This window comes from Pseudomonas sp. Marseille-P9899 (genome assembly GCF_903166565.1).
Lineage (GTDB): Bacteria > Pseudomonadota > Gammaproteobacteria > Pseudomonadales > Pseudomonadaceae > Aquipseudomonas > Aquipseudomonas huaxiensis.
The window spans coordinates 133,704-160,000 of sequence record NZ_CAESCG010000007.1 but is presented as its reverse complement, the minus strand read 5'-3'; the positions used below and the strand labels follow the sequence as shown (position 1 = coordinate 160,000).

General features: G+C 63.2%; 25 protein-coding genes and 1 pseudogene (1 of these 26 only partly in view). 10 read left to right on the top strand and 16 right to left on the bottom strand.

Annotated features, from left to right (window positions below; translation table 11 throughout):
* Positions 1-1,289 carry the 3' portion of a peptidoglycan DD-metalloendopeptidase family protein gene (locus HWV67_RS26965; RefSeq protein ID WP_175653473.1) on the top strand. The gene continues 139 nt to the left of window position 1, outside the view, so only the last 1,289 of its 1,428 coding nucleotides appear in the window; its start codon lies off the left edge, out of view; its stop codon occupies positions 1,287-1,289.
* A gap of 3 nt (positions 1,290-1,292) precedes the next feature.
* Positions 1,293-2,384, top strand: coding sequence for an anhydro-N-acetylmuramic acid kinase (locus HWV67_RS26960; protein ID WP_175653472.1), 1,092 nt, complete (start codon positions 1,293-1,295; stop codon positions 2,382-2,384).
* Between the two features lie 56 nt (positions 2,385-2,440).
* Here the strand turns inward: HWV67_RS26960 and erpA are convergent, their stop codons facing one another.
* Both erpA and argC read right to left on the bottom strand, forming a co-directional pair.
* On the bottom strand, positions 2,441-2,791 hold the full coding sequence (erpA, locus tag HWV67_RS26955; RefSeq protein ID WP_095156125.1) for an iron-sulfur cluster insertion protein ErpA: 351 nt from the start codon (positions 2,789-2,791) through the stop codon (positions 2,441-2,443).
* Positions 2,792-2,935: 144 nt separating this feature from the next.
* Positions 2,936-3,970 (bottom strand): N-acetyl-gamma-glutamyl-phosphate reductase, encoded by a 1,035-nt coding sequence (gene argC / locus HWV67_RS26950; RefSeq protein ID WP_095156126.1) that lies wholly within the window; start codon positions 3,968-3,970, stop codon positions 2,936-2,938.
* Between the two features lie 140 nt (positions 3,971-4,110).
* Here argC and hemJ point away from each other — a divergent pair, with 140 nt between their 5' ends.
* From hemJ to HWV67_RS26920, 6 genes are all read left to right on the top strand, one after another.
* Positions 4,111-4,536: a protoporphyrinogen oxidase HemJ gene (gene hemJ, locus HWV67_RS26945; protein ID WP_095156127.1), complete on the top strand. Its 426-nt coding sequence runs from the start codon at positions 4,111-4,113 to the stop codon at positions 4,534-4,536.
* Between the two features lie 30 nt (positions 4,537-4,566).
* Positions 4,567-5,523 carry an NAD(P)H-dependent flavin oxidoreductase gene (locus tag HWV67_RS26940; protein ID WP_175653471.1) on the top strand — a complete coding sequence of 319 codons (957 nt, stop codon included), beginning with the start codon at positions 4,567-4,569 and terminating at the stop codon, positions 5,521-5,523.
* A gap of 61 nt (positions 5,524-5,584) precedes the next feature.
* A complete protein-coding gene (locus tag HWV67_RS26935; RefSeq protein WP_095156129.1) occupies positions 5,585-6,358 on the top strand; it encodes an SDR family NAD(P)-dependent oxidoreductase in 774 nt (257 codons plus the stop codon).
* 73 nt (positions 6,359-6,431) lie between these two features.
* The gene (locus HWV67_RS26930; RefSeq protein ID WP_175653470.1) at positions 6,432-6,770 is read left to right on the top strand and encodes a histidine triad nucleotide-binding protein; all 339 of its coding nucleotides are present in this window, start codon (positions 6,432-6,434) and stop codon (positions 6,768-6,770) included.
* A 65-nt stretch (positions 6,771-6,835) separates the two neighbouring features.
* The gene (gene coq7, locus HWV67_RS26925; protein ID WP_175653469.1) at positions 6,836-7,483 is read left to right on the top strand and encodes a 2-polyprenyl-3-methyl-6-methoxy-1,4-benzoquinone monooxygenase; all 648 of its coding nucleotides are present in this window, start codon (positions 6,836-6,838) and stop codon (positions 7,481-7,483) included.
* A 6-nt stretch (positions 7,484-7,489) separates the two neighbouring features.
* The gene (locus tag HWV67_RS26920) at positions 7,490-8,530 is read left to right on the top strand and encodes a DUF2157 domain-containing protein (RefSeq protein WP_175653468.1); all 1,041 of its coding nucleotides are present in this window, start codon (positions 7,490-7,492) and stop codon (positions 8,528-8,530) included.
* Between the two features lie 43 nt (positions 8,531-8,573).
* Here the strand turns inward: HWV67_RS26920 and HWV67_RS26915 are convergent, their stop codons facing one another.
* Complete coding sequence (locus HWV67_RS26915; RefSeq protein WP_110971552.1) at positions 8,574-8,996, bottom strand: OsmC family protein; 423 nt, start codon at positions 8,994-8,996, stop codon at positions 8,574-8,576.
* Between the two features lie 191 nt (positions 8,997-9,187).
* Here HWV67_RS26915 and crp point away from each other — a divergent pair, with 191 nt between their 5' ends.
* Entirely contained in the window at positions 9,188-9,832 is a 645-nt protein-coding gene (crp, locus tag HWV67_RS26910; RefSeq protein WP_175653467.1) for a cAMP-activated global transcriptional regulator CRP, read from the top strand.
* Between the two features lie 8 nt (positions 9,833-9,840).
* Here crp and HWV67_RS26905 read toward each other — a convergent pair whose 3' ends face one another.
* From HWV67_RS26905 to HWV67_RS26890, 4 genes are read right to left on the bottom strand one after another with little or no spacing between them, the layout of a single operon-like run.
* Positions 9,841-10,545: a lipoate--protein ligase family protein gene (locus HWV67_RS26905; RefSeq protein WP_095156134.1), complete on the bottom strand. Its 705-nt coding sequence runs from the start codon at positions 10,543-10,545 to the stop codon at positions 9,841-9,843.
* Positions 10,546-10,598: 53 nt separating this feature from the next.
* A complete protein-coding gene (gene trpC, locus HWV67_RS26900) occupies positions 10,599-11,432 on the bottom strand; it encodes an indole-3-glycerol phosphate synthase TrpC (protein WP_175653466.1) in 834 nt (277 codons plus the stop codon).
* Positions 11,429-12,478, bottom strand: a complete 1,050-nt coding sequence (gene trpD, locus HWV67_RS26895) for an anthranilate phosphoribosyltransferase (RefSeq protein WP_095156136.1) — start codon at positions 12,476-12,478, stop codon at positions 11,429-11,431. Before trpD ends, trpC begins: the two co-directional genes overlap by 4 nt.
* A gap of 9 nt (positions 12,479-12,487) precedes the next feature.
* Positions 12,488-13,081, bottom strand: a complete 594-nt coding sequence (locus tag HWV67_RS26890; protein WP_175653465.1) for an aminodeoxychorismate/anthranilate synthase component II — start codon at positions 13,079-13,081, stop codon at positions 12,488-12,490.
* A 360-nt stretch (positions 13,082-13,441) separates the two neighbouring features.
* Between HWV67_RS26890 and estP the strand changes: the two genes are divergently transcribed.
* Entirely contained in the window at positions 13,442-15,349 is a 1,908-nt protein-coding gene (gene estP, locus HWV67_RS26885) for an esterase EstP (RefSeq protein ID WP_175653464.1), read from the top strand.
* Between the two features lie 79 nt (positions 15,350-15,428).
* Here the strand turns inward: estP and trpE are convergent, their stop codons facing one another.
* The 9 genes and pseudogenes from trpE to HWV67_RS26840 form a co-directional block, all read right to left on the bottom strand.
* Positions 15,429-16,910 (bottom strand): anthranilate synthase component I, encoded by a 1,482-nt coding sequence (trpE, locus tag HWV67_RS26880; RefSeq protein WP_110971547.1) that lies wholly within the window; start codon positions 16,908-16,910, stop codon positions 15,429-15,431.
* A gap of 72 nt (positions 16,911-16,982) precedes the next feature.
* Positions 16,983-17,800: pseudogene (locus HWV67_RS26875) on the bottom strand (phosphoglycolate phosphatase).
* Positions 17,797-18,471 carry a ribulose-phosphate 3-epimerase gene (gene rpe, locus HWV67_RS26870; protein WP_095156140.1) on the bottom strand — a complete coding sequence of 225 codons (675 nt, stop codon included), beginning with the start codon at positions 18,469-18,471 and terminating at the stop codon, positions 17,797-17,799. Before rpe ends, HWV67_RS26875 begins: the two are co-directional and overlap by 4 nt.
* Before the next feature lie 123 nt (positions 18,472-18,594).
* Positions 18,595-19,422: an ABC transporter permease gene (locus HWV67_RS26865; RefSeq protein WP_095156141.1), complete on the bottom strand. Its 828-nt coding sequence runs from the start codon at positions 19,420-19,422 to the stop codon at positions 18,595-18,597.
* 11 nt (positions 19,423-19,433) lie between these two features.
* Positions 19,434-20,681 carry an ABC transporter permease gene (locus HWV67_RS26860; RefSeq protein WP_095156142.1) on the bottom strand — a complete coding sequence of 416 codons (1,248 nt, stop codon included), beginning with the start codon at positions 20,679-20,681 and terminating at the stop codon, positions 19,434-19,436.
* A gap of 67 nt (positions 20,682-20,748) precedes the next feature.
* Positions 20,749-21,783, bottom strand: a complete 1,035-nt coding sequence (locus HWV67_RS26855) for an ABC transporter substrate-binding protein (protein ID WP_175653463.1) — start codon at positions 21,781-21,783, stop codon at positions 20,749-20,751.
* 40 nt (positions 21,784-21,823) lie between these two features.
* Positions 21,824-22,948, bottom strand: coding sequence for an ABC transporter ATP-binding protein (locus tag HWV67_RS26850; protein WP_110971546.1), 1,125 nt, complete (start codon positions 22,946-22,948; stop codon positions 21,824-21,826).
* 267 nt (positions 22,949-23,215) lie between these two features.
* Positions 23,216-23,845, bottom strand: a complete 630-nt coding sequence (locus HWV67_RS26845) for a response regulator (RefSeq protein ID WP_095156145.1) — start codon at positions 23,843-23,845, stop codon at positions 23,216-23,218.
* Positions 23,846-23,860: 15 nt separating this feature from the next.
* Positions 23,861-26,245: a PAS domain-containing sensor histidine kinase gene (locus HWV67_RS26840; protein WP_175653462.1), complete on the bottom strand. Its 2,385-nt coding sequence runs from the start codon at positions 26,243-26,245 to the stop codon at positions 23,861-23,863.
* Positions 26,246-26,297 lie beyond the last annotated feature (52 nt).

The window sequence follows — 26,297 nt, the reverse complement described above, 5'->3', positions numbered from 1 at the left end:
ATCTCGAACTGGAAAGTCCTGCGGAGCAGCTCAAGGATCAGCCTGAGCAGCCAATCGCCGCCGAGGAAACCAGCACCTCGCCCTTCGCGCAGATCGACAACTCCGCGCCAACGACCGAGGAAACCGCCAAGACCGAACCCGCCACCGCGGCGCCGGAACCTGCAAAAGAAGTCGCCAGCAACCAGCCCAACCACCGCGAAGTCACCGTGGCCCGCGGCGATACCCTGTCGACGCTGTTCTCCAAAGTCGGCCTCCCCGCCAATGTCGTGCATGAAGTACTGGCCAGTAACAAGCAGGCCAAGCAGTTCAGCCAACTCAAGCATGGCCAGGTACTGCAGATCGAACTGGACAAGGACGGTCAACTGGCCAGCCTGCACAGCAAGGTCAGCGACCTGGAAACCATCCGCCTGAACAAGAGCGCCAACGGCTTTGTCTTCAACCGTGAAGTGACCAAACCCGTGGTCCGCTCCGCGTATGTGCACGGCGTGATCAAGAGCTCGCTCTCCGCCTCCGCGCAGCGTGCCGGCCTGTCTCACAACATGACCATGGACATGGCCAGCATCTTTGGCTACGACATCGACTTCGCCCAAGACATCCGCCAGGGCGACGAATTTGATGTGATCTACGAACAGAAGGTCATCGACGGCAAAGTCGTCGGCAACGGCAATATCCTCTCGGCGCGCTTCACCAACCGCGGCAAGAGCTACAGCGCAGTGCGCTACACCAACAAGCTCGGCACCACCAGCTACTACACCGCCGACGGCAACAGCATGCGCAAGGCGTTCATCCGTACTCCGGTGGACTTCGCCCGCATCAGCTCGCGCTTCTCCGCCGGCCGCAAGCATCCGATCCTGAACAAGATCCGCGCCCACAAAGGCGTCGACTACGCCGCCCCGCGCGGCACGCCGATCAAGGCTGCCGGTGATGGCAAGGTCCTGCTGGCCGGGCGCCGTGGTGGTTACGGCAACACCGTGATCATCCAGCACGGCAACACCTACCAGACCCTGTACGGCCACATGCAAGGCTTCGCCAAAGGCGTGAAGACCGGCGGCACCGTCAAGCAGGGCCAGGTCATCGGCTACATCGGCACCACCGGCCTGTCCACCGGGCCGCACCTGCACTACGAGTTCCAGGTCAACGGTGTGCACGTCGACCCGCTGGGCCAGAAGCTACCCATGGCCGACCCGATCGCCAAGGCCGAGCGCCAGCGCTTCATGCAGTTGAGCCAGCCGCTTATCGCGCGCATGGACCAGGAAAAGGCCACCATGCTGGCCTTGAACAAGCGCTAAGCCATGGCGCTCTATCTGGGAGTGATGTCCGGTACCAGCCTCGACGGCCTGGACATCGCCTTGATCGAACAGGAGCAGCGGACCTCGCTGCTCGCTACCCATTACATCCCCATGCCCGAGCCGCTGCGCCTGGCCATGCTCGGCCTCTGCGCCAGCGGCCCGGACGAGATCGCCCGCGCCGCCCTGGCGGAAGCGGAGTGGGTCCGGCTAGCGGCGGAAGGCATCAAGCATCTGCTCGATAGCCGCCAACTGCGCGCCGAAGACATTCGCGCGATCGGCAGCCACGGGCAGACCATCCGTCACGAACCGGCACGCGGCTTCACGGTTCAGATTGGCAATCCCGCGTTGTTGACCGAACTGACCGGCATCACCGTCGTGGGCGACTTCCGCCGCCGCGACGTCGCTGCCGGCGGCCAGGGTGCACCGCTGGTTCCCGCTTTCCATGAAGCCTTGTTCGGCGATCAAGGCGAACGCCTTGCCGTACTCAATGTGGGCGGCTTCAGCAATCTCAGCCTGATCGAGCAGGACAAGCCCGTCAGCGGTTTCGATTGCGGCCCGGGCAACGTACTTCTCGACGCCTGGATCAACGAAAAGCAGGGCCATGCCTACGATGCCAACGGCACATGGGCTGCAAGTGGCAAGGTTTTACCAGGCCTGCTCAGCAGCCTGCTCAGCGACCCGTTCTTTGCGGGCACCGGCCCGAAGAGCACTGGCCGGGAGCTGTTCAATCTGCCTTGGCTGCACCACCACCTCAGCACACAGCCACCGTGTGCAGATGAAGACGTTCAGGCGACACTGCTGGAGTTGACCGCCCTGAGCATCATCGACTCGCTGAAGAAGGCCCAACAAGACACCCAGGCCCTGCTGGTTTGCGGTGGCGGCGCGCACAACGGCGCGTTGATGGCGCGACTGGCGAGCCTGCTGCCAGGCGCCCGGATCAGCAGCACGGCAGACTTCGGTGTCGACCCGGACTGGGTCGAAGCCATGGCCTTCGCCTGGCTTGCCCATTGCTGCCTGGAAGGCATCGCCGGTAATCGCCCCAGCGTCACCGGCGCCCGCGGCCTACGGGTATTGGGCGCCATCTACCCGGCATAAACCGCAGAAAGCAAAACGCCGCGCATCAGCGCGGCGTTCAGCAACATCCCGGCAAATCAGATCGAGAACGAGGAACCGCAACCACAGGTGGTCGTGGCGTTCGGGTTCTTGATGATGAAGCGCGAACCTTCCAGACCTTCCTGGTAGTCCACTTCGGCACCTGCCAGGTACTGGAAGCTCATCGGGTCGACCACCAGGGCAACGCCCTCGCGCTCGACAATGGTGTCGTCTTCAGCGACATCTTCATCGAAAGTGAAGCCATACTGGAAGCCGGAGCAACCGCCACCTGTCACGAATACTCGCAACTTCAGGCGATCATTGCCCTCTTCGTCTACCAGGGTCTTCACCTTGTGCGCGGCGTTATGCGTGAACTGCAAAACCGAAGGGGTGAAGGATTCGACGCTCATGCTGAATATCTCCCGGCGCTATGCCGCCATAATGCGTGATGGCGCGCATTATCCGCTTCCCCTAGAAAATTGGTCAACTATAGAAGCGGCATCAGGCTACAAGCGGAAGGTATAAGTCCCGCCCGCAGCCCGATGTGGTAGCCGTTAAGGCAGCAGCCCGGCGTGGGACAGGCCCAGACGCTCGTCGAGGCCAAAGAGGATGTTGAGGTTCTGCACCGCCTGGCCCGAAGCGCCCTTCACCAGGTTGTCGATGACCGACAGCACCACCACCAGATCGCCGCCCTGCGGACGATGCACGGCGATACGGCAGACGTTGGCACCACGCACGCTACGGGTTTCCGGATGGCTGCCGGCCGGCATCACGTCGACGAACGGCTCATCGGCGTAGCGTTTCTCGAACAGCGCCTGCAGGTCCACCGAGGTATCGGCGACCGTCGCGTACAGCGTCGAGTGAATGCCGCGGATCATCGGGGTCAGGTGCGGAACGAAGGTCAGACCGACGTCACCACCCGCCGCCCGGCGCAGGCCCTGACGAATTTCAGGCAGGTGACGGTGACCTTTGACCGCGTAAGCCTTCATGCTTTCGCCCGCCTCGCAGAACAGCGAACCCACGCTGGCACCGCGGCCGGCACCGCTCACGCCCGACTTGCAGTCGGCGATCAGACGCGAAGTGTCGGCGATGCCTGCTTCCAGCAGCGGCAGGAAGCCCAACTGGGTTGCAGTGGGGTAGCAGCCCGGCACCGCGATCAGGCGCGCCTGGCGGATCTGCTCGCGATTCACTTCCGGCAAGCCGTAGACCGCGTCCTTGAGCAGCTCAGGTGCACCGTGCGGCTGACCGTACCATTTGGCCCACTCATCGGCGTCCTGCAGGCGGAAGTCGGCGGACAGGTCGATGACCTTGGTACCCGCCGCCAGCAATTCACCGGCCAGCGCGTGGGCGACGCCGTGCGGGGTGGCGAAGAACACCACATCACAGGCGGCAAGGGTCTTGGTATCCGGGACGCTGAACGCCAGGCCGTCGTAGTGGCCTCGCAGGTTCGGGTACATGTCGGCCACGGGCAGGCCCGCCTCGGAGCGAGAAGTGATGACTGCAACTTCAGCCTGAGGATGCTGTGCCAGCAGACGCAGCAATTCGACACCGGTGTAACCCGTGCCGCCGACGATACCGACCTTGACCATATACCTGCCCCCTATCAACGAACCGACTGGAAAGCCGACGATGATAGGGGCCAGCGACTACGCCTACAACCGTTGAGATGACGGGCGCGGCACCGAACTACTACTATCTGACGACCGTGAACCTGAAAGGAATAAAAAACATGCTGTACCTATGGATCAAAGCCTTGCACATCGTCAGCGTCGTCTGCTGGTTTGCAGGACTTTTCTACCTGCCCCGCCTGTTCGTCTACCACGCCCAGAGCAAAGACAGCATCAGCCGCGACCGCTTCGTGGTCATGGAACGCAAGCTCTACCGCTTCATCATGGGCCCGGCGATGATCGCCGCCTTCGTCTTCGGGATCTGGATGCTGATCCTGAGCCCCGGCTTTCTCAGCCAGGGCTGGCTCCACGCCAAGCTCACCCTTGTCATTCTGCTGACCGGCTACCATCACATGTGCGGCGCCAACGTGAAACGCTTCGCCCGCGGCGACAACACCCGCAGCCACACCTACTTCCGCTGGTTCAATGAAGTGCCCGTGTTGATGCTGCTGGGCATTGTAATTCTGGTGGTCGTCAAACCGTTCTGACAGTAGCCACCCCCGACCCGAGAATCCGCCATGTCACTGCCTGCCCTGCTCGAACAACGTCTGCGCCTGCCCGTGGTGGCGGCGCCGATGTTTCTGATATCGAACCCGCAACTGGTGCTCGCCTGTTGTCGCAATGGCGTGGTGGGCAGTTTCCCGGCTCTGAACCAGCGCGAAACCGCCGGCTTCAAGGCCTGGCTGGAAGAAATCGAGGCGGGGCTGGACGGGCTGGAGCGTGCTGCCCCTTACGCGGTGAACCTGATCGTCCATCAGAGCAATCCGCGCCTGCAGGCGGATTTGGCGGTGTGCATCGAGCACAAGGTGCCGATCGTCATCACCAGCCTCGGAGCGGTCAAGGAAGTCGTGGATGCCGTGCACAGCTACGGCGGCCTGGTGTTCCACGATGTCACCACCCGCCGCCATGCCGAGAAAGCGGCACAGGCCGGGGTCGATGGCCTGATCGCGGTCGCGGCAGGCGCCGGCGGACATGCCGGGACCTGGAGCCCGTTCGCCCTGGTCAGCGAGATTCGCCAGTTCTTCGACAAGACCTTGTTGCTGGCCGGGTGCCTGAACACCGGCCGTGAAATTCTTGCCGCGCAACTGCTGGGCGCCGACCTGGCCTATCTCGGCACCCACTTCATTGCCAGCCAGGAAAGCCAGGCGCCTGCGCAATACAAGGACATGCTGCTGCAAGCCAAGGCCGCCGATATCGTTCATACGCCAGTGGTGTCCGGCGTGCCGGCGAGCTTCATGCGCCAGAGCCTGGAGAAAGCCGGCTACGACCTGGCCAATCTGAACAAGGGTGGCGAGATCCAGCTCAAACCTATTCACGACGAAGCGAAGGCCTGGAAGACCGTCTGGTCCGCCGGCCAAGGCGTGGGCGGCATCGATGAGCAGTTGCCGACAGAGACGCTGATCGAGCGACTGGACACCGAATATCGCCAGGCGCTGGCCAATGCCCAGCGCCTCGGCACGCACTGGCCGCGCTGAGCGAGCGGCCTTTGTGTAGACTAGGCCGCCCTTTCACACGCCCCCGCCATTGGAGAACTGCATGACCCGTTACGCCATGATCACCGGTGCCTCCAGCGGTCTGGGCCTGGCACTGGCCGAAGCATTGGCGCGTCGGGGGCGCAACCTGATCCTGGTGGCACGCCAGCGCGACCTGCTGGAACCCGTCGCCATCGAGCTGACCCAGCGCTTCGGCGTGGAAGTATTGTTCCGCGCCTGCGATATCGGCGAGCCGCTGCGCTTGTCGGGCTTCCTGCTGGAGCTCGAAGAAAGCGACCGGCACATCGATCTGCTGGTCAATTGCGCCGGGATTCGCTCCTACGGTCATTTCCTCGCGCAGGAATGGGCCGACGAGCAAGACCTCATCGAAGTGAACATCATCGCCCTGACTCGCCTGTGCCATGCCATGGGCAATGCCATGGCCGTGCAGGGCGGCGGGCAGATTCTCAATGTCGCGTCGCTGGCCGCGTTCGCGCCGGGGCCGTGGATGAGCAGCTATGCCGCCAGCAAGGCGTACGTGCTGCACTTCTCCGAAGGGTTGCGCGAGGAACTGAAGCAAACTGGCATCAAGGTCTCGGTGCTCTGCCCCGGTCCGGTCCGGTCGCCCAACCGGCGCATCCCGCGCCTCGAGTCCGGCAAGCGCTGCCTGAGCCCCGAAGAAGTGGCGCTCTACACGGTTCGCGCGCTGGACCGCAACAAGGCGATCATCATTCCCGGCCGGCGCAACCGATGGCTGGCCTTCAGTCCGCGTCTTCTGACACGCTGGATGAGCCGCAAACTGGCCGGCGCCATCAACCGCGCTTACTGCCCGCGCTGAATCGAATCGCTACTGGGCGGCGGCGCGCGGGCTGAGTACACTCAGGCCCGACCACCACCATGGAGCAAGCGTTGTGGAAACTATTTTCACCAAGATCATCAACCGGGAGATCCCGGCCAAGATCATCTACGAAGACGACCAGGTCCTGGCGTTCCACGATATCGCCCCCCAGGCCCCGGTACATTTCCTGGTAATCCCGAAAAAGCCGATCCGCACCCTCAACGACCTCACCGAGGAAGACAAGGGCCTGGCCGGACACATCCTGTTCACCGCGCAGCGGCTGGCCAAGGAGCTGGGCTGTGAAGACGGTTTCCGCGTCGTGATGAACTGCAACGAGCTGGGCGGACAGACGGTCTACCACATCCACATGCATGTGCTCGGCCAGCGTCAACTGCACTGGCCACCGGGCTGATCCAGCGCAAGCCCTGTCACATCGATTGGGTTAAACTGTCGGGCACATTCTTGCGGAGGTGCCCGATGGCTACCGAACGTCAATATTCCCCGCTTGACCGCTTGTTGCTGCAGGCCGACACCGCCATGCGCACCTTGCTGCCCTTCAGCGGCCAACCTACCCGCCCGTCCCCGGCGATCGTCCAGCCCGAGTCCGAGCTCGACGAGAAACAGACCCGCCACATCGCTGGCCTCATGCGCATCAACCACACTGGCGAAGTCTGCGCCCAGGCGCTGTATCAGGGTCAGGCCCTGACCGCCAAGCTGCCGCATGTGCGCAAAGCGATGGAACAAGCCGCCGATGAAGAAATCGACCATCTGGTCTGGTGCGAACAGCGCATCCGTCAGCTGGGCAGCCATCCGAGCGTGCTCAACCCGCTGTTCTACGGCCTGTCCTTCGGTATCGGCGCCTTTGCCGGGCTGATCAGCGACAAAGTCAGCCTGGGTTTCGTCGCAGCCACCGAGCATCAGGTGTGCAAGCATCTGGACGAGCACCTGGAGCAGATCCCGCCGGAAGACGAGAAATCCCGCGCCATCCTCGAACAGATGCGTATCGACGAAGAGCACCACGCCGAGTCGGCACTCAACGCTGGCGGCTTCCGCTTCCCGGCCCCGGTGAAATTTGGCATGAGCCTGATGGCCAAGGTCATGACCAAAAGCACCTACCGCATCTGATCCGCCATGACCGGGCGCTTCGATGCCAGTGACCTGACCCGCGCGGTCGACGCGGGCGTCCTCGACGCCGCGCAAAAACAGGCGCTGCTGAGCTTTCTCGAACAACAGCCACCCCGGCAGGCCAGCTTCCAGTTGGCCCACGTCGCCTTCTACCTCGGCGCCCTGCTGATCATGGGCGCCATGGGCTGGCTGCTCAGTGAAGCCTGGATGCGCATCGGCGACGGCGCGCTGCTAACGGTTGCCCTGGCCTACATTCTGCTGCTGACCCTGGGCGGCCTGGCGTTGCAACGCCGGGGCCAGCTCATTCCCGGCGGCGTCCTCGCCGCGGTGGCGGTCAGCATCGTGCCGCTGGCGGTGTTCGCCATCGAGCGCCTCGCCGGCTTCTGGCCGCTGGACGACAACCAGTCCAACTACCACCACTACTACACCTACGTGCAAGGCGGCTGGCTGCTGATGGAGTTGGCGACGGTGTTCGCCGGCCTGCTGATGCTGAGGCTGATCCCTTTCCCGTTCATCGTCATGCCGATCGCCCTCGCGCTGTGGTTCATGTCCATGGACCTGACGGAATGGTTTTACGGCTCACCGTTCGACTGGGAGCAGCGCCAGCAGGTGTCGCTGTGGTTCGGACTGGGGTTGCTGCTGGTGTTCCTGCTGATCGACGGCCGCACCCGCCAGGACTTCGCCTTCTGGGGTTACCTGGCCGGATTGCTGGCGTTCTGGGGCGGACTGACGTCGATGAACAGCGACAGCGAGGTGGGCAAATCCCTGTACTGCCTGATCAACCTCGGCTTGATGTTCATTGCCGTGTTGCTGCGCAGGCCGATGTTCATGGTTTTCGGCGCATTGGGCGTCGCGGCGTATCTGGGTTATCTGTCGTATGAGGTGTTCGCCGATTCGCTGCTGTTCCCGGTGGTACTAAGCGTGATCGGTCTGGGCGTGATTGGCCTGGGGCTGCTCTATCAGAAGCATCGCGAGCGCTTGAGCACGACATTGCGCGCCGCCATTCCGACGGGCGTGATGGCGTTGTTGCCGGGGTTGCGTCGCTGAACCTTGCCACGGAGCTGTCGGGCTCCGTGGAAGATGCCACGGCTCAGCCGAGTTCGACGATCTCGTAGCTGTGGGTGATTTCCACACCCGCGCGGCCCAGCATGATCGAGGCCGAGCAGTACTTCTCCGCCGACAGCTCCACCGCACGCTTGACCTGCGCTTCCTTCAGACCACGCCCCTTGACCACAAAGCGCAGGTGAATCTTGGTGAAGACCTTCGGGTCTTCATCCGCACGCTCGGCTTCCAGGAAGGCTTCGCAGCTTTCCACCGGCTGACGGGATTTCTTCAGGATGCTGACCACGTCGAAATTGCTGCAGCCGCCCAGGCCCAACAACAGCATTTCCATCGGACGGACACCGAGATTGCGACCACCGGCATCGGGCGGACCGTCCATTACCACGACGTGGCCGCTGCCCGATTCACCGAGGAACATGGCCTCACCGGCCCACTGGATACGCGCCTTCATTAACCGGTCTCCCCTTGCTTGAAAAAATGGCTGCCAGCTTAGTCCCTACGCGCACAAGCGAAAAGACTTAAGCGTTCGATCAAATCTGCCGACACAGAGGGTGGTCTGATAAACTGGCGCCAAATTGATGGCGTTTTGCACCCATCCCACCTACAAGAATACTCACGGACCGCGTATTTCGGGGCTTAACCATGGTTGCCGCAGCACTTCCAGCCAAGATCAAAAACGTCGACAAGTTGCTCGCTCATTGCCAGCGTCGTCGTTTTGCAGCAAAAACCAACATCCTCAGTGCTGGCGACTCGGCCGATACCCTGTCGTTCATCATCAAGGGCTCGGTCACGATCCTTATCGAGGACGATGAAGGCAGGGAAATGATCATCGCCTACCTCAACAGCGGTGATTTCTTCGGGGAACTGGGCCTGTTCGAGCCTGCGGGCAAGGAGCAACACCGCAGCGCCTGGGTACGGGCCAAGACCGAGTGCGAGGTCGCGGAAATCAGCTACGAGAAATTCCGCGAACTGGCACGCCAGGATCCGGACATTCTCTATGCCCTGGGCAGCCAGATGGCCCAGCGCCTGCGCAACACCACCCGCAAGGTCGGCGATCTCGCCTTCTTCGACGTCACCGGCCGGGTTGCGCGCTGCCTGCTGGAGCTGTGCAAGCAGCCGGACGCCATGACTCACCCGGACGGCATGCAGATCAAGATCACCCGCCAGGAAATTGGTCGGATCGTGGGTTGTTCACGGGAGATGGTCGGTCGCGTTCTGAAGGATCTGGAAGAACGCAACCTGGTCAACGTGAAGGGCAAGACCATGGTGGTCTTCGGCACGCGCTAAACCCAGGGTCAATCCTTGGGGATAGCCTCGATGGTCCGGGCGTAAGCCTGGGCCAGCCGCTCCAGCAGCGGCGCTTCGGGCACCACTTCATGCAGGGCGATGTGGCTGTCGGCCAGACAGCGCTGCTCCAGCTCGCAACATTCATTGAAGCGGTTGACTGCCGCCACCATCGACTCGCGCTCGTTATCCAGCAGCAACGCCCCGTGCACCAGCACCACCGGGCGCTTGCCACCCAGGCCCTGGCGCCAGCGCTGGGCCGTGCCGACCAACTTGCGACCATTGAGGTTGACGTTGTAACGCCCGTCGCAGAACGCCCCTTCGATCTCGCCGACCGAGGCTACGCCACCCCACTCCCGCAGCACCTCGCACAACGGTTCGCACAGGCGCAGGTAAGCGTTCTCGATGCGTCCGTTATCGCCTTCGCTGCGTGGCGCCACATACACCAACGCGATATTGATTACCGCAGGCGATTGCGGCACCGGCTCGCCGCCCGTCTCGCGCAGCAATACCGGCCAGCCGGAAATCGCCAGTTCGCCGCAAGCGGCCTCGAAGCCCTCCAGCCGGCTCATGCGCCGCGGCATCACCAGCGCCCGGTCCGTAGGGCGCCAGAACAGCACGCCGTGATCACGCTCGCCCTTGCAAACGGCCGCCAGCAGATCCTGCTCGGCATGCAGCCCGGCCTCGACGGTGACGGCAACAGGTTGTTCAGTCATGACAATCATCCTGAAAGAAAAAAGCCGGCAATGAATGCCGGCTTTCGAAGGGATCAGTCCAACCCGTTCAGGCCTTGCACCACGCGTCCTGGGAAGAACAGGCGCTGCAACTCCAGCCCTGGCTGCTCGGCGCGCATGAAGGCTTCGCCCACCAGGAACGAATAGACCTCGTTGATTTCCATCAGCTCGACATCGGCGCGATTGAGGATGCCGCTCTCGGTGATGGCCAGGCGATCGCGAGGGATGCGTGGCAACAGGTCAAGGGTGGTTTCCAGGCTCACTTCGAAGGTGTGCAGGTTGCGGTTGTTGACGCCGACCAACGGTGTGTCGAGGGTCTTCAACGCGCGCTCCAGCTCGTCGCCGTCATGCACTTCCACCAGCACGTCGAGGCCGACGCTCTTGGCGGTAGCCGCCAGCTCGGCCATCTTCACGTCATCCAGAGCGGAGACGATCAGCAGCACGCAGTCGGCGCCCAGGGCGCGGGCTTCGACGATCTGGTACGGATCGATCATGAAGTCCTTGCGGATCACCGGCAGTTGCACCGCAGCACGGGCCTGCTGCAGGTAGACGTCGGCGCCCTGGAAGTAATCAACGTCGGTCAGCACCGACAGGCAGGTCGCCCCGCCCTTCTCGTAGCTGACAGCGATATCGGCGGGCACGAAGTCCTCGCGGGTCACGCCCCTGCTCGGCGATGCCTTCTTGATTTCGGCGATCACCGCTGGCTGCTTGCGCTTGGCCTGTTCGATCAGGGCGTTGGCGAATCCGCGCGGCGCATCGGCGGCAGCCGCCAGGCGCTCCAGTTCGGCGAGGCTGACCCGGGCGCTACGCTCGGCGACTTCCTCGACCTTGCGGGCGAGGATCTTTTCCAGAACCGTCGGCACACTCATCCTTCGTTCTCCTGCTTGAATACCGCGGTAAAGGCGCCCAGCTCCTCGAGCTTTTCCCGGGCAAGTCCGGTGTGCAACGCATCGTGAGCAAGCTCGACGCCCTGCTTGAGGCTCATGGCATGGTCGGCGGCGTAGAGCGCGGCACCGGCGTTGAGCACGATCATTTCCGCGGCTTTCTGGCCGTTTTCGGTCTTGCGCCGGCCAATAGCATCGCGAATCAGCGCCAGCGATTCTTCCGGACCGCTCACCGACAGGCCGTGCAGGCTCTGGCTTTTCATGCCCAGGTCTTCGGGCTCGACCCAGTACTCGCTGATCTCACCGTTCTTCAGTTCGGCAACGAAGGTTGGCGCGGCCAGGCTGAACTCGTCCAGCCCGTCCTTGGAGTGCACCACCAGCACGTGCTTGCTGCCCAGACGCTGCAGCACTTCGGCCAGCGGACGGCACAGTGCCTGGGTGAACACACCCACCACCTGATGCTTGACCCCGGCCGGATTCGTAAGCGGGCCGAGCATGTTGAACAGGGTGCGCAGACCCAGGTCGCGACGCGGGCCGGCGGCATATTTCATGGCACTGTGGTGAGTCTGGGCGAACATGAAGCCGATGCCCACGCTGTCGATGCAACGAGCGACCTGGACCGGCGTCAGGTTCAGATAGATACCGGCGGCTTCCAGCAGGTCGGCGCTGCCGCTCTTGCCCGACACGGCGCGGTTACCGTGCTTGGCCACGGTGCAACCGGCGGCGGCAACGACGAAGGCCGACGCGGTGGAAACGTTGAAGATATTCGCGCCATCGCCGCCGGTGCCGACCACATCGACCACGCCGTCGAGGCTGTTGAGCTCGACCTTGTCAGCCAGCTCGCGCATGACCGAAACGGCACCGACGATCTCGTCGATGCTTTCGCTCTTCATGCGCATGCCCATCATGAAGGCGCCGATCTGCGCCTCGGTGCACTGACCGGTCATGATCTGGCGCATCACACCGCGCATTTCCTCGGTAGACAGGTCCAACTGATCGACGATCCGACCCAACGCGTTCTTGATATCCATATTCAATCCTTAGCGGTGGCCGCCGGTCTGCTTGAGGAAATTGGCGAACAGCGCGTGGCCCTGCTCAGTGAGGATCGACTCGGGGTGGAACTGTACGCCTTCGACGTTCAGGGTCTTGTGACGCAGGCCCATGATTTCATCGATCGAGCCGTCTTCCAGAGCGGTCCAGGCGGTCAGCTCGAGGCAATCAGGCAGGGTTTCGCGCTTGACCACCAGCGAGTGGTAGCGAGTCACGGTCAGCGGATTGTTCAGGCCGGTGAACACGCCTTTGTTTTCGTGTACTACCGGGCTGGTCTTGCCGTGCATGACCTGACGAGCACGCACCACATCACCGCCGAAAGCCTGGCCGATGGACTGGTGGCCCAGGCACACGCCAAGGATCGGCAGCTTGCCGGCGAAATGCTTGATGGCTTCGAGGGAAACACCGGCTTCGGTCGGGGTGCACGGACCGGGAGAGACGACAATGCGCTCGGGCTGTAGGGCTTCGATCTGGGCGATGGTCAGTTCGTCGTTGCGAATGACCTTTACCTCCGCCCCCAGCTCGCCGAAGTACTGCACGACGTTGTAGGTGAAGGAATCGTAGTTGTCGATCATCAGTAACATCTGGGTTCAACCTCTTGAATACTGACTTTGAATAACCGCCTTTCGCGATACAGGGCTGCCCGACGCACAGCAGGTGTGAGCTGTTGCGGGGCGTGAAGCGATTTCGGAAAGGCAAAACGTAACGGGCCGGCACTGGCCGGCAGGAGATAAAGTCAGGCGCGCCAACGCCAACGGGCGTGGGCCTTGATAACGCGCATCAAGAGTTTGCTGACGATCAACACGGGGTAGGTCTCGTTCATACGTTTCGGCACAGTAGCTCACGGAAACATTGCGTGCAATATCGACAAGGCAGGATCCGGGGTATTTGCTACTTTCTTCGGACGCAATACCAAAAACAAAGACAAAAAAAGGACTCTTGCGATGAGAAAGTGCCGTTATCTGCGTCAATCCGCTGCATGTCTGCTGGCCGCAGCCTGCTCCACCGCTATTGCAAGCCCCTCGCCTTACTCCACCCTGATCGTTTTCGGCGACAGCCTCGCCGATGCCGGACAGTTTCCCGACTCAGCCGGGGCGCCGGGCACCAGCCAGCGCTACACCAACCGCAATGCCGACGGCAGCTTTGCGCCCGTGTCGCCGATGATCCTGGGTGGCTACCTCGGAATCGCACCCGGTGACCTGAACGCCTCCACGTCGCCCGTGAATGCGGCTCTCGGTATCCCCGATGGCAACAACTGGGCAACCGGAGGCTATCGCACCGACCAGATCTTCCAATCCATCACCGGCGAATCACTGGTGGTGATCCCACCCGGCAACCCCGGTGCGGGCACGGTACTGCGGCAGAAGCCCGGCTACCTTGCCGGGGGACGACTGGCCGATCCCAATGCCCTGTATTACTTGACCGGTGGCGGCAACGACTTCCTTCAGGGGTTGATCACCTCACCGGTCGGCGCCGCCACGTCGGCAACCCAACTGGCCGCCAGCGCCCAGGCCCTGCAACAGGCGGGCGCACGTTACATCATGGTCTGGCTGCTGCCCGATCTCGGCCTGACGCCTGCTCTCAACGGCACACCGCTGCAAGGCCCGAGTTCGCAGCTCAGCGCCTTCTTCAACCAGACGCTGGTCGCCAGCCTCGCCCGGATCGACGCCGAGATCATCCCGCTGAACATTCCGTTGCTGTTCCAGGAGGCCCTCGCCTCACCGGTGCAGTTCGGCCTGGCCAGCGATCAGAACCTGATCAATACCTGCTACAGCGGCAACGGCTGCGTGCAGAACCCGGTGTATGGCGCCAACGGCACCACCCCGGATCCGACCAAGCTGTTGTTCAACGACTCGGTGCACCCGACCATCGCCGGCCAACGGATGATTGCCGACTACGGCTATTCGATTCTCTCCGCGCCATGGGAACTGACGCTGCTACCGGAAATGGCCCACGGTACGTTGCGCGCCCACCAGGACGAACTGCGCAATCAGTGGCAGGCCGACTGGCAGCCGGTCGGACAATGGCAGGCCATCGTCGCAGCGGGTGGCCAGAACCTCGACTTCGACAGCCAGCGCAGCTCCGCCAGCGCCGACGGTCGCGGCTACAACCTGACAATAGGAGGCAGCTACCGCCTTGATGAAGCCTGGCGTGTCGGCATCGCTGGCGGCGTGTACCGGCAGAAACTGGAAGCCGGCACACAGGACTCCGACTACCGCCTCGACAACTACCTCGCCACCGCCTTCGCGCAGTTCCATCAAGGCCGCTGGTGGGCCGATGCGGCGCTGACCGGTGGCCGGCTGGACTACGACGACCTCGAGCGCACCTTCGCCCTCGGCCCGAACAACCGCAGCGAGAAAGGTGACACCGATGGCGACTTGCTTGCCGTCTCCGCCCGCCTCGGCTTCGAGCTGGCCGCGCCGGGCAGCGCATGGCAGCTTTCGCCGTTCGTCAGCGCCGATTACGCCCGTGTCGAAGTGGATGGCTACAGCGAGAAAGGCGCGCGCTCCACGGCACTGACCTTCGACGATCAGAAACGCGACTCACGGCGGCTGGGCGTGGGCTTGCAGGGCAAATACCGGGTAGCACCGGCGACGCTGCTGTTTGGCGAAGTGGCCCATGAGCATGAGTTCGAGGACGACCGTCAGGACCTGACCCTGCACCTCAACAGCCTGCCGGCCAACGACTTCACCCTGACCGGCTATACGCCGCAGAGCAATCTGAACCGGGTGAGTGTGGGGTTGAGCCAGAGCCTGGCGCCGGGGTTGGCGCTGCGTGGTGGCTATAACTGGCGCAAGAGCGATGAGCTGACTCAGCAGGGGGTCAATCTGGCGCTGAGCCTAGAGTTCTGACAGCGGCCTATCGCGAGCAAGCTCGCTCCTACAGGGTTTGGTGCATTCCTGTAGGAGCGAGCTTGCTCGCGATCAGGCATCACTGTTTCGGCGTCTGCTCAGCCAGCGCCACCGCACGGAACATCGCGCGACGCTTGTTGATGGTTTCTTCCCATTCCAGCGCAGGCACCGAGTCGGCGACGATGCCGCCACCGGCCTGCACATGCAGCTCGCCGTCCTTGATCACCGCGGTGCGAATCGCAATGGCGGTGTCCATGTTGCCGTTCCAGGCAAAATACCCCACCGCGCCACCGTAGACGCCACGCTTGACCGGCTCCAGCTCGTCGATGATTTCCATCGCGCGAATCTTCGGCGCACCGGACAGGGTGCCCGCCGGCAGGATGGCGCGCAGCGCGTCCATCGCGGTCAGGCCGCTCTTCAGTTGGCCGGTGACGTTGGAAACGATGTGCATCACGTTGGAATAGCGCTCGATGACCATCTTCTCGGTGACCTTGACCGAACCGGTTTCCGACACACGACCCGCGTCATTGCGGCCCAGGTCGATCAGCATCAGGTGCTCGGCGATTTCCTTGTCATCGGACAGCAGGTCTTCTTCCAGCGCCCGGTCGGCTTCCTCGTTGGCGCCGCGTGGACGGGTGCCTGCGATCGGGCGCACGGTGACCAGGTTGTCTTCGACCCGCACCAGCACTTCCGGAGAGCTGCCGACCACGTGGAAGTCGCCGAAGTTGAAGAAGTACATGTACGGCGTCGGGTTGAAGCAGCGCAGCGCCCGGTACAGGTCGATCGGCGCGGCCTTGAAGTCGATGGACATCCGTTGCGACGGCACGACCTGCATGCAGTCGCCGGCGAGAATGTATTCCTTGATGGTATCGACGGCGCGCTCGTAGTCCGCCTGAGTGAAGCTGGAGCGGAACTCAGGTTCGGCAGCCTGCGCACCGCTGAAGTCGAGGCCACGGCGCGGGGTGATCGGCTGACGCAGTTGTTCGAGCAGGTCTTGCAGGCGCGCCTGACCTTGCTCGTAGGCATCGTCCTGGGACGGATCGGCGAGAACAATGGCGTGCATCTTGCCGGCGAGGTTATCGAAGACCACCACCGCGTCGGACACCATCAGCAGGATGTCCGGCACGCCCAGCGGATCCGGGTTCGGGCACTTGCCCAGGCGCTTCTCGACATACCGCACGCAGTCATAGCCGAAGTAACCGACCAGGCCGCCGTTGAAACGCGGTAGGCCAGGAATGGTCGGCACCTTGTAGCGTTCTTTGAAGGCTTCGACGAAGGCCAGCGGGTCTTCCACATCGTGGCGCTCGATTTCGACGCCGTCGTGGGTGATCCGGACCTGATGGTCATGCACCCGCAGCACGGTGCGGCACGGCAGACCGATGATCGAGTAACGGCCCCACTTCTCGCCGCCCTGCACCGATTCGAGCAGGTAGGAGTTGGGTTGGTCGGCGAGCTTCAGGTAGATCGACAGCGGTGTGTCGAAGTCGGCCAGGGTTTCGCAGGCCAGGGGAATGCGGTTATAGCCGGCAGCGGCCAGGCGCAGGAATTCTTCGCGGATCATGATTGCCTCGTGGCAGTAGGGCAAGAAAAGTCGAATGGCAAACGTGCCGGATCAGAGCCGGCCGGAGAGGAGTCAGGCGCGCCAACGCCAACGGGCCAGGGCCTTGATGACTTTCATCCAGAGTTTGCCGGGTGCTACCACGATGGAATCTCTACCAAGGGGGGAATTGAGGTCCGCCAACGTTAGCTCAGTGGCTGCACCGAAGCAACCGGGAGCAAGGCGCGCAAATCGTCGATCACCAGAGCGGGCGATTCGTCGCTGATTGGCCGGCCATGGTTGTAACCGTAGGTCAGGCCGACGCACTGCACGCCCGCGGCCTTCGCCGCCTGCACGTCACTGCGCGAGTCGCCGACGAACAGGGCGTCGTGCGCCTGCACGCCAGCCATCTGCATGACAAACAGCAGCGCCGCCGGGTCCGGCTTCTTCTGCGGCGGCGTGTCACCGCCGATGATCCAGCGGAAATAGCGACCGATCTGCATCTGGTCCAGCAGCGGGCCGACGAAGCGTTCCGGCTTGTTGGTGATCAGCGCCATTTCCACTTTCTGCTGGTGCAGCCACTTGAGGGTGTCGTGCACCCCGGGGTAGGTCACCGTCAGGTCGTGGCTCTCGGCATAAGCTTCCATGAAGATTTCCAGACCGCGCTCGGCCTCGTCGTCGCTCACCGCGCTATGGTCGATGCCACCGGCCAGCGCCCGGCGCACCAGCACCGGAGCACCATTGCCAACCCACTCGCGCACCGCGTCGATACCGGCCGGCGCGCGATTCATTTCGAGCAGCATGCGATCGACCGCCACCGCCAGGTCCGGAACGGAGTCGATAAGGGTGCCGTCCAGATCGAACATCACCAGCCTGGGCAGACTCCCGGGGAACAGCTGCTCGAAACCGCTCATGGGCGGGCCTGAGCCAGTTCGGCGCGCATCTTGTCGATGACTTCCTTGTAGTTCGGCGTGTTGAAGATCGCCGAGCCCGCAACGAAGGTGTCGGCGCCAGCGGCGGCGATTTCGCGGATGTTGTTGACGTTCACGCCGCCGTCGATTTCCAGGCGGATATCGCGACCGCTGGCGTCGATCAGCGCGCGGGCTTCACGCAGCTTGTCGAGGGTGCCGGGGATGAACTTCTGGCCGCCAAAGCCTGGGTTGACGCTCATCAGCAGGATCATGTCGACCTTGTCCATCACGTACTTCAGCGCTTCCAGGCCAGCAGCCGGGTTGAACACCAGGCCGGCCTTGCAACCGCCGTCGCGGATCAGTTGCAGCGAGCGGTCGACGTGCAGGGTGGCATCCGGGTGGAAGGTGATGTAGGTGGCGCCAGCCTCGATGAAGTCGCCGATGATGCGGTCGACCGGGCTGACCATCAGGTGCACGTCGATCGGCGCGGTTACGCCATGCTTGCGCAGCGCCGAGCAGACCATCGGGCCGATGGTCAGGTTGGGCACGTAGTGGTTGTCCATCACATCGAAGTGAACGATGTCGGCGCCGGAGGCCAGCACATTGTCGACTTCCTCGCCCAGGCGGGCGAAGTCGGCGGAAAGAATCGAGGGGGCAATAGCGAAGGGCTGCATGGCGCACCTGTAGGCAATTTCACGGTGGCGCGCATTGTACCTCACGCAACCGGCCTGGGGCTGCCCGGTGTCAAACACCTCGACGGATGCAGTCCGGGGCCGGCTGGCCGGCCCCAGGAAAGATCATTCCGGTTGTTGCGTACGCATTTTCTCACTGCGACCGCGCAGCCATTCCAGGGTCAGCAGCAGAACGACCGAGAAAGCAATCAGCAGGGTCGCTGCAGCGGCGATGGTCGGGCTGAGGTTCTCACGGATACCGCTGAACATCTGCCGTGGCAGGGTGGCCTGCTCGGGACCGGCGAGGAACAGGGTCACCACCACTTCATCGAACGAGGTGGCGAAGGCGAACAGTGCCCCCGAAATCACCCCCGGCGCGATCAGCGGCAGGGTCACCCGGCGGAACGCGGTCACCGGCGAAGCACCCAGGCTCGCGGCGGCCCGCACCAGGTTGTGGTTGAAGCCCTGCAGGGTCGCCGACACCGTGATGATGACGAACGGCACACCCAGCACCGCGTGCACCAGAATCAGCGAGATGAAGCTGTTGCCCAGCCCCAGCGGCGCGAAGAACAGGTAGCTGGCCACACCGATGATCACCACCGGCACCACCATCGGCGAAATCACCAGGGCCATGATCAGCGACTTGCCGGGGAAGTCCCCGCGGGTCAGGCCGATCGAGGCCAGGGTGCCGAAGACCATCGCCAGTGCGGTGGCCGCCGGAGCGACGATGATGCTGTTGGTCAACGCCCGCATCCACTCATCCGAGGCGAAGAAGTTGTGGTACCACTGCAGCGAGAAGCCTTGCAGCGGATAGACCAGGAAGCTGCCGGAGTTGAACGACAACGGGATGATCACCAGCACCGGCAACACCAGGAACAGCAGGATCAGGCCGCAGAGAATGCGCAAACTGTAGAACCAGACCCGCTCGACGGGCGACATGTAGGGGCTCAGCATGAATTCGCTCCTCAGCTCAGACGCAGGCGGCTGGAGCCGACCAGCCAGCTATAGATCAGGTACAGCAGCACAGTGGCCAGCAACAGCAGGCCGCCCAGCGCGGTCGCCATGCCCCAGTTGATGCTGGTGTTGGTGTAGAACGCCACGAAGTAGCTGACCATCTGGTCGTTCGGGCTACCCAGCAGTGCCGGGGTGATGTAGTAACCAATGGCCATGATGAACACCAGCAGGCAACCGGCGCCGACACCGGCGTAGGTCTGCGGGAAGTACACGCGCCAGAAGCTGGTGAACGGATGGCAACCCAGCGAGATCGCGGCCCGCATGTAGGTCGGCGAGATGCCTTTCATCACGCTGTAGATCGGCAGGATCATGAACGGCAGCAGGATATGCACCATCGAGATGTACACGCCGGTGCGGTTGAACACCAGTTCCAGCGGCTTATCGATGATCCCCAGCGCCATCAGCGCGCTGTTGATCAGTCCGCCCGATTGCAGCAGCACGATCCACGCCGCAACCCGCACCAGAATCGACGTCCAGAACGGCAGCAGCACCAGAATCATCAGCAGGTTGCTCTGCCGGGTCGGCAGGTTGGCCAGCAGGTACGCCAATGGGTAAGCCAGCACCAGGCAGATGGCGGTGATGACGAAGCCCATCCACAGGGTACGGGTGAAGATGTCCAGGTAAATGGCCTGATCCGGGGTGGCCGGGGCCAGTTCGCCCAAGTCGTCGATGCGATGGTCGACGGCCGCCAGCAGGTAGAACGGAGTCACGCTGCTGGTGTTGCGGCGGATCGCCTGCCAGTAGGCGGGGTCGCCCCAGCGTTCGTCCAGCTCTTGCATGGCATCTTTATAGGAAGCCGGTTCGGTCTTGAACGGCAGGGCCCGGGCGGTTTTCGCCAGGAGGCTGCGGTAGCCGGCCAGTTCCATGTTCAGACGCTTGGACAGGTCGCCCAGGGTCTGGTTCTTGCGCGATTCGGCAAGGTCTTCGCTGAGCGCCTTGTACACGGGCTCGCCCGGCAGGCTCTTGCCATCCCACTCGGCCACGGCGACCACGGTGCGCGGCAGGCCACTGACGACCTCGGGGTTGCCGACGCTCTTGTACAGCAGCGCGGCGATCGGCACGAGAAACACCAGCAATAGAAACAGCGCCAGGGGCGCGATCAGCGCCTGCGCCTTCCAGCGGTTGACCCGCTCGGCACGCGCCAGACGCTGCTTGAGGTTGGAACCTGCGCCTTCTTTGAGGGGCACTGCGATGGCCATAGCGAACTCCGGAAAATCTTGGAAACAGGGGGCGCCGGTGTCAACACCGGCGCCCTGTCAGCACGGCTTACTTGGCCGCCCAGGCGTTGAAGCGTTGCTCCAACTGTTCGCTGTTGTCAGCCCAGAACGCCACGTCGATCTGCACCTGGTTGGCGATGTTTTCCGGGGTGGTCGGCATGTCCTTCTTGATCTCGTCGGACAGCAGCGCGACCGCCTTGGAGTTGGCCGGACCGTAGGCGATGTTCTCCGAGTAGATCTTCTGCTGCTCAGGCTTGACCGAGTAGGCGATGAACTTCTTCGCCTCTTCGGCGTTTTTCGCGCCCTTCGGAATGGCCCAGGCGTCGAAGTCGTAGATGCCGCCGTTCCAGACCACTTTCAGGTTGCTTTCTTTCTGTACCGCGGCGATCCGGCCGTTGTAGGCCGAGCTCATCACCACGTCACCCGAGGCCAGGTACTGCGGCGGCTGGGCGCCGGCTTCCCACCACTGGATGCTCGGTTTCAGCTCGTCGAGTTTCTTGAAGGCGCGGTCCTGGCCTTCCTTGGTGCCGAGCACCTTGTAGACGTCCTTCGGCGCAACGCCGTCGGCCATCAGGGCGAATTCCAGGGTGTACTTGGCGCCCTTGCGCAGGCCGCGCTTGCCCGGGAAGTTCTTGGTGTCCCAGAAGTCTTTCCAGCTGGTTGGCGCGGTCTTCAGTTTGTCGGCGTTGTAGGCCATGACCGTGGACCAGACGAAGAAGCCTACGCCGCACGGCTGGATAGCGCCGGGAACGTAGTCGGACTCATCGCCGAACAGCGCAGGATCCAGCTCTTCGAACATGCCTTCGTCGCAGCCGCGAGCCAGTTCCGGCGATTCGACTTCCACCAGGTTCCAAGACACGCTCTTGGTGTCGACCATGGCTTTGACCTTGGCCATCTCACCGTTGTATTCACCCGCGACGATCTTGCCGTTGCCCGCCTTTTCCCACGGCTCGTAGAACGCCTTGACCTGGGCCGCCTTGTTGGCGCCACCCAAGGAAATCACGGTCAGATCGCTTGCCGCCATCGCCTGGGTCGCAGCGAACAGTCCCAGAGTCAGTGCGGTCAACTTCAAGTGCTTGAGCATTCTTATTTTCTCCACGTTGCAGGGGTTGGTATCGCAAACCTCATTGGGCTTCCAGAAGCGGATCGAGCGCACGTCCGTGCTCGACCGCCCAGCCCAGTGGTACCACGTCGCCCACGGCCAGGGCCGGGTCGAGTTCGGCGATAGGCTGCTTCACGAAGAAATCGGCCTTGCCGCAAACTTCCAGGCGTACCCGCACGTGGTCGCCCAGGTAGATGAATTCGGCCACCCGGCCAGAGAAGCGGTTGACGCAGCTTTCGCTGTGGCCGTTCAGGCGCACGCGCTCCGGACGCACCGACAGGGTCACCGGCTCGCCCGGCTCACCGACGTTGACCGCCAGCGCCTCGACCTTCTCGCCGCGGGCCAGGGACACCAGGCAGCGATCGCCGTCGCGGCTGAGCAAGCGCCCGTTGATGCGGTTGTTCTCGCCGATGAAGTTGGCGACGAAGGTGTTCTTCGGCTCTTCGTAGAGGGTGCGCGGGTCGGCGATCTGCTGGATCTCGCCCTGGTGGAATACCGCCACGCGGTCGGACATGGTCAGCGCTTCGCCCTGGTCGTGGGTCACGTAGACCACGGTCACGCCCAGGCGCTGGTGCAGGTGTTTGATTTCCATCTGCATGTGTTCACGCAGTTGCTTGTCCAGCGCGCCAAGGGGTTCGTCCATCAGCACCAGTTGCGGCTCGAACACCAGCGCCCGGGCCAGGGCCACACGCTGTTGCTGACCACCGGAAAGCTGGCCCGGATAGCGCTGGGCGAAGGCATCGAGCTGGACCATGTTCAGCACGCGCTTGACCCGCTCGCTGACGTCGGTCTTGCTCAGGTTGCGCACGCTGAGCGGGAACGCCAGGTTCTCGGCCACGGTCATGTGCGGGAACAGTGCGTAGTTCTGGAAGACCATGCCGATGTCGCGTTTATGCGGCGGCACGTTGTTGATCGAACGGCCGGCCAGTTGGATCTCGCCGGCGGTCGGTGTCTCGAAACCGGCCAGCATCATCAGGCTGGTGGTCTTGCCCGAACCGGACGGTCCGAGCAGGGTCAGGAACTCGCCCTTGCGAATGTCCAGGTTGAGGTCTTTGACGATCAGCGATTCGCCGTCGTAGCTCTTCTGCACACCACGGAAGCTGACCAGCACTTCGCCGGTTCCAGCGCTCGAATTGACCTCACTCATACCCGCACCTTTTATTGGATGACTGCTGTGATCCAAGCGTAGAGAAGGGCCGGGGCTGCGCAAATCGGGGGGGCTGAGAGATTGATATCAGCCAGTTGGAAAGGTGGCTGTAGGGATTGCCCTACAAAGATGGCGGTTTTAGGTACGTGGTTTCGCGAGCAAGCTCGCTCCTACAGGATCGGGAGCAGCTTCCTACTGTAGGAGCGAGCTTGTCGGAGCGCCGAACCGTCGCGAAAAACTGCCCACCCCCTGTCGTTTCCAGAACACTCAGAGCAACTTGTGCTCCATCGCGTACTTCACCAATTCCGCCAACGACGTCACGTTGAGCTTCTGCATCAGCCGCGCCTTGTGGGTGCTGATGGTCTTGTTGCTCAGCGCCAGCTGCTGGGCGATGTCGTTGACGTTGGCGCCCTGGGCCAAACGCTCGAACACCGAGAACTCGCGCTCGGACAACAGCGAGTGCAGCGGCCGGGCATCCGTCAGGCCGACTTCGAAGACCATGCGGTCGGCCAGGTCCGGGTCGATATAGCGCCCGCCGCCCGCCACGCGGCGAATGGCGGTGAGCAACAGCGCGGGGTCACTGTCCTTGGTGGCATAGCCGGCAGCACCGACTTTCAATGCCCGTGCCGCCATCTGCGCTTCGTCGTGCATCGACAGCACCAGGATCGCCGGCGGCGAGTTCAACGCGCGAATCCGCGGGATTGCCTCCAGGCCGTTAACCCCGGGCATGGAAATATCCAGCAAGACCACTTCGCACGCGGTGTGCCGCAGCGTCTCCAGCAACTGCTCGCCGTTGCCCGCCTCGCCCACGACCTGCATGTCCTTGGCCAGGCCAATCAGTTGCTTGATGCCCTCGCGCACGATGGTGTGGTCTTCGGCAACCAGAACTCGAATCACTTTTTCGCTCCTGTCTCAATCCAGAGGTATGCGCACGCGCAGGCTGGTGCCCTCGCCCGGCTCGCTTTCAAGGTGCATGTCACCACCGAGCATCAACACCCGCTCGCGCATGCCCACCAGCCCAAAGGAGGTGGGACGGCTGTCGTCCCGCACGAACCCCAGACCATCGTCGCTGATAATCAGGCACAGCATGGGGCCGTCGAGGTGCAGTGTTATTTCGACAGTATGCGCCTGGGCATGGCGCATGACATTGGTCAGCGCCTCCTGCAACACGCGGAACAGGCTGGTGGCCTTGGCATCGCTGAGCGGCGGGAGGTTTTCCGGCACCTGCACCAGGCACGGGATCTGCGTGCGTGCTTCGAAACGCTGGGCCTGCCATTCGATAGCCGAAGCGATGCCCGCATCGAGAATCGGCGGCCGCAGGGCCGTGGCCACATCGCGAACCAACTGGAACAGTTGGGCGATCAGACGCTTCATGCTGCCCAAGCGCTCCGTCAGACCTGGGTCGAGGTCGGCGTAAGCCAGTTCGCACATTGAAGTCTCCAGTTTCAGCACGGTGAGCATCTGCCCCAGCTCGTCATGGACTTCCCGGGCAATCCGCGCCTTTTCTTCCTCGCGCACGCTTTCCAGGTGCGCGGCCAGTTCCCGCAATTGCTCCTGGGAGCGGGCCAGCTCCAACTCGACCTGCTTGCTCTGGGTGATGTCCCAGACGATACCGTCCCAGACCACCCGGCCACCGCTGAGTTTGCGGGCACTGGCCTTGATGTCTGCCCAGCGCTGTTCGCCCTGGCGGGTGAGGATGCGCCCCTGCCAGGACCAGTCGCTGTCGCTGGCCAGCGCCTGATCCTGGACACGGTGATAGTCGGCGCGGTCGGCGCTGTGGACCAGGCTGCGCAAGCCCATGTCCGGGTGCTGGATCTCTGCCGGCGCATAGCCGACCAGCGCCTCGCTGCCTTCACTGATGTAGGGAAATTCCAATTCGTCGATGCCGGGATCGCGCTCCAGGCGGAACACCAGCCCCGGCACGTTGGCGGCGATGCCCTTGAGCCGTGCCTCGCTTTCGCGCTGGGCGGCTTCGGCGCGGCGGCGTTCGGTCACGTCGGTGAGGAACACCACTAGGTATTCGGCATCACGAAAGCGCAGGAAGCTCAGCGACATGTCCACCGGCAGCAAGCTGCCATCGGCGCGCAGCCAGCGGGTTTCGAAGCGCTGGGCGGATTCATCGCTGGCCCGCGCACGCTTCCACAAATCCAGCCAACGGTCCATGTGCAGCTCTGGATCGAAGTCGATCAACGGCCGCTCGGCCATCGCCCCCGGCTGATAGCCGAGCATCGTTTCCACGGCGTGGTTGGCGTAGCGCACATGGCTGTCCCAGTGCACCCAGAGAATGCCCACGGTGCTCTGATCAAGGGAGAACTGGCTGAGGCGCAGTTCCTCTTCGCGGGACAACCGCTGGGCCAGGTCTTCCCGCGCGGTCAGCAGGCTGTGCTCAAGAAAATGCTGCTGGCGGCGCTGCCAGATGATGATGGCCACCCCGCTGAAAAACAGCGCGGCGAACAACAGCGCAAGGTTCTGCCAGAAGCCCGGCGACTCGCTCAACCGCGGGTACTTGGGCTGCAACCAACGCGAGTGAAGTTGCTCCAGCTCCTTGGCCGGGATCGCCTGCAAGCCACGCTCGAGGATATCCGCGAGCAGCGGCCAGTCACGCCGCGAGGCGACCCGGAGCAATTGCGGGAAACCGATATCGCCGACCACCGCCAGCTCGCTGAATTCGCTCTCCCGCGACAACCGGCTCAGTTGCGCCTCATCCACCACCGCGTAGCGCGCCTGCTCGCCGACCACCAGTTGCAGGGCCTGGCGCTCGCCCGGCACGCCTTGCAGGTTGAGATTGGAATAAGTGGCGCGCAGATAGTCGGCCACGGCGCTGGGCATGCGCACGGCGACCCGTTCGACGTCGCCGATCTTCTCAAGATCCACCGCCACCGCACCGCTGCGCGGACCGACGACCAGCTGCGGCACGCGCATGTACGGATCGCTGAACAACCATAGGCGCAGGCCCGCAGGCGTCTGGGTCAGGCCCGGTGCCAGGTCGACCTCACCGCCGGCCAGCGCCCGTTCGAGTTCGGCCTGATCGGAGAAATTGCGCCAGGTCAGGTCCAGGCCAAGGCTGCGGGCGAGCATGTTCATCAGCTCGACGTTGACCCCGGACAGCTGCTGCAAACGCCGGTCGAACTGGGCAAAGGGGGCTTGCAGCACCATGCCGACCCGCAGGCTGCGGTGCTGCTCAAGCCACTGCCGTTGCGCCGGGTCCAGTTGCACCGCGGTCGGCGCGGGCGCGGCCCAGACGATCAAGGGCAAGCAAAAACAGCCGATAACCCACAGACGGCACAAACGAATCATCTTGAATCTCGTCAATAGAAGGACGGTCGCGAGGCGTGGCCGTCCAAGACAA